General features: G+C 70.4%; 6 protein-coding genes. 4 read left to right on the top strand and 2 right to left on the bottom strand.

All coding sequences use genetic code 11. The features are described 5' to 3' along the window. Together WBP48_RS03030 and WBP48_RS03025 are read left to right on the top strand one after the other, a co-directional pair. Positions 1 to 211 (top strand): SUMF1/EgtB/PvdO family nonheme iron enzyme (locus WBP48_RS03030; RefSeq protein WP_424435892.1); only part of this gene is annotated, 211 nt, incomplete at its 5' end. Positions 212 to 419: 208 nt separating this feature from the next. After that, entirely contained in the window at positions 420 to 1,175 is a 756-nt protein-coding gene (locus tag WBP48_RS03025; RefSeq protein ID WP_424435889.1) for a phosphotransferase, read from the top strand. 109 nt (positions 1,176 to 1,284) lie between these two features. Here the strand turns inward: WBP48_RS03025 and WBP48_RS03020 are convergent, their stop codons facing one another. Together WBP48_RS03020 and WBP48_RS03015 are read right to left on the bottom strand one after the other, a co-directional pair. Then, positions 1,285 to 2,235, bottom strand: a complete 951-nt coding sequence (locus WBP48_RS03020; RefSeq protein WP_424435887.1) for a haloacid dehalogenase-like hydrolase — start codon at positions 2,233 to 2,235, stop codon at positions 1,285 to 1,287. Next, entirely contained in the window at positions 2,232 to 3,260 is a 1,029-nt protein-coding gene (locus tag WBP48_RS03015; protein ID WP_424435884.1) for an FUSC family protein, read from the bottom strand. Before WBP48_RS03015 ends, WBP48_RS03020 begins: the two co-directional genes overlap by 4 nt. A 151-nt stretch (positions 3,261 to 3,411) precedes the next feature. Here WBP48_RS03015 and WBP48_RS03010 point away from each other — a divergent pair, with 151 nt between their 5' ends. Both WBP48_RS03010 and WBP48_RS03005 read left to right on the top strand, forming a co-directional pair. Then, positions 3,412 to 4,914, top strand: coding sequence for an arylsulfatase (locus tag WBP48_RS03010; protein WP_424435881.1), 1,503 nt, complete (start codon positions 3,412 to 3,414; stop codon positions 4,912 to 4,914). 131 nt (positions 4,915 to 5,045) lie between these two features. Continuing rightward, positions 5,046 to 6,301 (top strand): hypothetical protein (locus WBP48_RS03005; RefSeq protein WP_424435878.1); only part of this gene is annotated, 1,256 nt, incomplete at its 3' end.

Raw genomic sequence — 6,301 nt, 5'->3', positions numbered from 1 at the left:
GGGCGGTGCTACGGGTGGGGTTGGCGAGCCCGACCCCGCGAGCGCGAGCGCCGAACCCGCGACGCCCGCGATGCCCCGGCGCGTCCTGAAGGGCGGGTCGCAGCTGTGCACGCCGGAGTACTGCCTGCGCTTCAGACCCGCCGCCCGCTCCCCCCAAGCGGAGGACACCGGCATGAGCCACATCGGCTTCCGCTGCGCCCGCGACGCCTGACCCCGGCATCCCACCCGCCCTGCTCCCCCGCCCTCATCTCCCACCCGTCGCCGACCCGACGCAAACGGCCGCATAGCCAGCATCCGATGCGACCACACGCGTCGGGTCGGGATGGGCGGGGGCGAAGATCGGTCGCCGGGGAGCGCGAAGCGGGATGCCGGGGCGCACCCGCCGTCGTGCAGGCGCAAAGTCTCGGTAGGGTCGGGGCATGGACCACGACGGAGTGCTGGCCGGCGGCAACGCGAGCGGCGACGTTGCAAGAGTCGGGAACTCCGTTCGCAAGGCGTTGACACCCGCCAGCTCCAGCGTCCACGCGTTCATGCGAGCCATGCGCGAGGCGGGGGTTGACGTTCCCGAGCCAAGGGGGCAGGACGAACGCGGCCGGCAGGTGATCGAGTTCGTTCCCGGCCGACCGGCGATCGAGCGGGGGCCCTTCACCCACGCCGAACTGCGTCGTGTGGGCGCTCTGGTGCGCTCGATCCACGACGCGAGCGAGACCTTTCTCGCGCCCGCGGACGCGATATGGGAGACCGCGATCCCGGCTCCGGGGGCCGACCTCGTGTGCCACAACGACCTCGCTCCGTGGAACCTGATCATCGGTGAGCGGTGGGTCTTCATCGATTGGGATGCCGCGGCCCCGAGTACTCGTCTGTGGGATCTCGCCTATGCCGCGCAGGCCTTCACCCTCTCGCGCGTCGACCAGCCTCCCGAGCGTGCCGCCGACGCTCTGCGTGCCTTCGTCGACGGCTACGACGCCGATGCCGGGCTCCGCGTGGCGTTGCCGGACGCCATCGAACGCCGCACCTCCGCGATGCTCGAACTGCTGCGGTCGGCGCATGCCGAGGGGCGCGAGCCGTGGGCCACCATGTTCGCGGCGGGGCACGGGGCCTACTGGGCATCGACGCTCGACTTCGTGAGAACTCACCGCGCGCTCTGGGCGAGAACTCTCACCGCCGAAAACTGACCGCCCGTCGCCGACCCGACGCAAACGGCCGCACAACCGGCATCCGATGCGACCACACGCGTCGGGTCGGGGCGGGCGCCCCCGCAACCCCGCCGCCCAACCCCGCCACTCAAGCCCCCGGGAACACCCGGTCCCAGTCGTCCTTCACGCTCACGACGGTGAAGCCGTGCGCGGGGGCGACGTCGAGGGCCTGCTCGGCGCCCTTGTCGTAGGGCTGGTCGCCGCGGCCGGTGTCGTCGTCATGGTGGACGAGCAGGGCGAGGCTGCGCGGCGACCCCTGCGCGAAGCGCAGCATGGGGATGTCGCCGTTGGAGTTGCCGCCCGCCAGGATCGGCCGCCGCCCCACGCGCGACCAGATGCGCACCGGCTTGAGCGGCCCGTCATCGAAGAAGTCGAGCTTCGGCGCGTACCGCACGACGTTGGCCTGCTCGTCGTACTCCAGGTCCATCGCGGTGCCGACGACGCGCTGCGGCGGGATGCCGTAGTAGTCGCTCGTCATGGGCCGCATGAAGTCGCGCTCCCCGCCCGAGACGATGTACGTGCGGAACTCGTGCTCGTCCAGCATCCGGATCAGCTCCACCATCGGCGCGAACACGGTCTGCGCGTACGGCGTGCCGAGCACGAGGTGGCGGGCCTCGCGATAGAAGGCGGCGACGGATGCCGCGTACTCCTCGGTACTCGCCCCGGCGCTCGCGGCGGCGACCCCGCCGATGAGCACCCGCAGGTCGGAGTCGTCGCCCGCGTAGTGCTTGTCGACGGCGGCCCCGAACCAGGCGTAGTCACCCTCGGCGGCCGCCTTGTACGGCTGGCGCTGCGCGAGCGTCGGGTCCGCGGCGGCGGTCAGCCGCCACTGCTCCAGCAGATAGTGCAGCTGCGTCGGCATCGGCTTCTCGGTCCACAGGGTGCCGTCGTTGTCGAAGACGGCCACGCGGGCATCCACCGGCACGAAATCGGGGGATGCCGGGTCGGTCACCGCCTCGACGAAGGCGAGGATGGCGGCACGCGTGGGCGTGTCGCGCCAGGACGGCAGCACCGACGGCAGCGAGGGAGAGAGAGTCACGAGAAGTCTCCTTTCGAACGAACGGAACGACCCGAACGCCGCGAACGCCGCGAACGCCTCAGGCGGATGAGCGCCGGGATCAGCGCCCCGAAGACGAGCGCGACGCCGACGCCGATCGCCGTCTCGACGGTACGCTCCACGAAGCGCATGCCCGGCCGTTCGCCGGGCGCCTGCAGGATGAGGGTGAGCGCGACGAACGTCGTGAACGCCGGGGCGATGTACCAGCGGCTGGCCTGCGTCGCCGACAGCGCCGCGATCACGAGGCCGATCGCGACGGCGATCGCCAGCGGCGACGGCGTGAGCAGGGCGAAGGATGCCGCGGCGAACGCGCCGACGACAACGGCCGCCGACCGCGAGACGCTGCGCAGGATCAGCTGCTCGCGCACCGGTCGCATGACCATGAGAGCCGCCCCCGTCACCCACCCCACGTGCTCGAGCTGCAATGCGTAGCCGATCGCGGTGGCCGTCGCGGCCGCTCCGCCCAGCAGCACGCCGTAGAGGAGCATCTCCTGCCGGGTCGGCTCGCTGTCGCGCACCGGCAGCGGCACCTGGTGCTCAGGCCACAGCATCGCGATCCCCCACGCGTACGCGGCACCCAGCACCATGAGTCCCGCGACCGTCGCCGCCAGGGCGACGTCGTCGAAGCTCAGCCCGATGCCGATCAGGGGCAGGCACAGCGCCATCGCGAGCCGCCCGGCCGGACGCACCCGCCCCCACAGCGCGAACCCGACCCCCAGCAGGAACATCGCGACGACGGCGAGCACCGGCCGCTGCGTCAGCAGCGACCCGACGACGAAGCAGGCCCCGCTGATGCACCCGACGAGCAGGATCGCCCGCCGCCCGCGGCGAAAGCGCGGCAGATTGAACGCCGCCACCGGCAGTACTCCGACGGCAAGGCCGAGCCCGGCCGCGGGAGAGAACGGGATCACGATCATCGCCGGCAGGGCGTAGATCGCGCCGAGGACGAAGAACGACCAGTGCCACGCGATGTCGGCGGCCTCGCGTGGCAGAACGGGACCGGTCATGCTTCGACCGTACGAGCGGGAACGGCCGTGGGAAAAAGGCGCTCACCCGTGGCGGGCGAGTTGCCCCGGCATCCGCTTGGCCCCTTCGCGTGCCGGTGGTTCGATGCCTGAAGGCGCGGCGACCGCCGCGCGCGCATTGGAGGAGCTCCCTATGGCCGAAAAGCCCAACATCCTGATCATCTGGGGCGATGACATCGGCATCTCGAATCTCAGCACGTACTCCGACGGGCTGATGGGCTACCGCACGCCGAACATCGACCGCATCGCGGACGAGGGCGTCAAGTTCACCGACTACTACGGCGAGCAGAGCTGCACCGCCGGTCGTGCCGCGTTCATCACGGGTCAGAACCCGTACCGCACGGGCCTCACGAAAGTCGGGATGCCGGGTGCAAAGCTCGGGCTGCAGCACGAGGACCCCACGATCGCGACGGCGCTCAAGGAGCAGGGCTACGCGACGGGCCAGTTCGGCAAGAACCACCTCGGCGACCGCGACGAGTTCCTGCCGACCGCGCACGGCTTCGACGAGTTCTTCGGCAACCTCTACCACCTCAACGCCGAGGAGGAGCCGGAGCAGTACGACTACCCCACCCCCGAGGAGTTCCCGAACTTCCGCCAGAACTTCGGCCCACGCGGCGTCATCCACTCGTGGGCGAACGAGGACGGCACGCAGCGCATCGAAGACACCGGCCCGCTCACGAAGAAGCGCATGGAGACCGTCGACGAAGAGTTCCGCGACGCGGCCATCGACTTCATCCAGGACAAGGTCGAAGCGGACACCCCGTTCTTCGTGTGGTTCAACTCGACCCACATGCACTTCCGCACGCACGGCAAGGCCGAGAGCAAGGGCCGTGCCGGCCGCTGGCAGTCCGAGTACCACGACACGATGTGCGACCACGACGACCTCGTCGGCGAGCTGCTCGCCGAGCTCGACCGCCTCGGCATCGCCGACAACACGATCGTCATGTACTCCACCGACAACGGCCCGCACATGAACAGCTGGCCGGATGCCGGGATGACGCCGTTCCGCAGCGAGAAGAACTCCAACTGGGAGGGCGCGTACCGCGTTCCCGCGATGGTCCGTTGGCCGGGTCACATCCCCGCCGGCACGACCCTCAACGGCATCGTGAGCCACAACGACTGGTTCGTGACGCTGCTCGCCGCCGCCGGCGAACCGGAGATCGCCGACAAGCTCAAGGCCGGGACGACCCTCGTCGGCAGCGACTACAAGGTGCACCTCGACGGACACAACCAGCTCGACTACATCACCGGCAAGACCGACGTGAGCCCGCGCCGGCACTTCTTCTACGTCTCGGACGAGGGCGACCTCACCGCGCTGCGTTTCGACAACTGGAAGATCGTCTTCCTCGAGCAGCGCGCGCAGGGCACCCTCGCGATCTGGCTCGACCCCTGGATCGAACTGCGCGCGCCGAAGCTGTTCAACCTCAAGACCGACCCGTTCGAGCGCGCCGACCAGACGTCGAACACGTACTTCGACTGGATGATGGAGCGCGTGTGGCTGTTCGTCCCCGCGCAGAAGTATGTGGCCGACATGGTGGCGACGCTGGCGGAGTTCCCGGTGCGCCAGAAGCCAGCATCCTTCACGATCGACCAGGTGCTCGCCAAGCTCGAGGGAGCCACCGCCGGCGCGTCCTGACCGGCTGCGGCGCTCCGTTGCAGCCTTTCTTCGCGGCGCTGTCGCGCCCTGGGGATAGGAAACCTGACCCAGGGAGGCGCTCCGTTACAGCCCACACTCGTCTGACATGCCGTCGCTCGTAGACTGACGGCATGTCAGACGCGGCGCGCTCCTCCGGAGTCGGTGCCATCACCGCCGGTTCTCGCACACCGTGGTTTCTCACGACTCCCCCCGAGTCCACCCGCGCGATCGCGCGCCCTCGCGTGACCGCCGAGCTCGACCGGGCGATCCGGTCCCACCGCGTCGTGGCCGTCGGCGCGCCCTCCGGTTTCGGCAAGAGCACGGCGGTCGCCGAGTGGGCGCGCCAGGCGGCGCTGCCGGTGGCCTGGCTGAGCCTCACCCGCTACGACGGCGACATCGCGCGCATCACCCACGGCGTCGTCGCCGCCCTGCGACGGGTCGTCGGGCACCCCGAACCTCTCGAGGTGCTGTCGTTCGACCCGACCGATGTCGGCGGCGGCGTCGACGTCATCGCCGAGCGGCTGCGTTTCCTCCCGAGCGAGATCGTCCTCGTCGTCGATCAGGCCGAGTTCGCCGACGACCTCGTCGACAGCCTCGTCGCCGCGCTGGCCGTCAAGCAGCCGAGCGGCATCCGCCTCGTCGTGCTGAGCACGGCTCCCGCTCCCGACGTGCTGCGAGCCCTCGGTTCGCCGCGCGGCGGCGCCGCGGTGGGCCCCGGCATCCTCGCTTTCGACAGCGCCGAGATCGCGCTGGCCGGTTGCACGATGGGCATCGACGTGACCGCCGACCGCGCCGACGAGATCCGCGATCGCACGGGCGGCTGGCCCGTCGCGGTGCGGATCGAGCTGGGAGGGGCGGCGACCGACGACTCCGTGCTGCTGGACCAGTACATCGATGACGCCATCCTGAGGGAACTGCCTGACCCGGTCGTAGAGATCGTGCGCGCCACCACGATCGTCTCCACCCTGGATGGCCCGCTGGCCGCGGCGATCAGCGGACGCGCCGACGCGGCGGCGCAACTGGAAGAGTGCGTGCGAAGAGGCCTGTTCCTCGACCGGTTCAGCCACGAGGGCCGGCGCGCGTACGTGTGGCACGACGCCTTCCGAACGGCCGTGACGACCGCAGAGGAGCGTCGCGATCCGGATGCCGTCGTGCATCGCCATCTACGGGCCGCCGAGGCGCTGCGGGACAGCGACCCGCTCGACGCGATCGAGCACTACGTTGCCGCGGGCGCGATCGACGCGGCCTACACGCTGATCCTGGAGTCGTGGCTCGAACTGCTGCACGAGGGCCGCGCCGTTGCGCTCGACCACCTCTGCGCCGCTCTCCCCCGAGGCTACGCCGAGCGCGCCGCGACCCTCGGCATCCGCGCGTGCTGTGCGTGGAC

The organism is Microbacterium sp., assembly GCF_049661145.1.
GTDB lineage: Bacteria > Actinomycetota > Actinomycetes > Actinomycetales > Microbacteriaceae > Microbacterium.
The sequence above is the reverse complement of the archived record's forward strand: the minus strand, read 5'-3'. Positions and strand labels throughout refer to the sequence as shown.

Excerpts from the sequence above, each read along its gene's own strand:
- WBP48_RS03025 (WP_424435889.1), top strand. The coding sequence starts at position 420 with ATGGACCACGACGGAGTGCTGGCCGGCGGCAACGCGAGCGGCGACGTT.
- WBP48_RS03010 (WP_424435881.1), top strand. The coding sequence starts at position 3,412 with ATGGCCGAAAAGCCCAACATCCTGATCATCTGGGGCGATGACATCGGC.
- WBP48_RS03015 (WP_424435884.1), bottom strand. The coding sequence starts at position 3,260 with ATGACCGGTCCCGTTCTGCCACGCGAGGCCGCCGACATCGCGTGGCAC.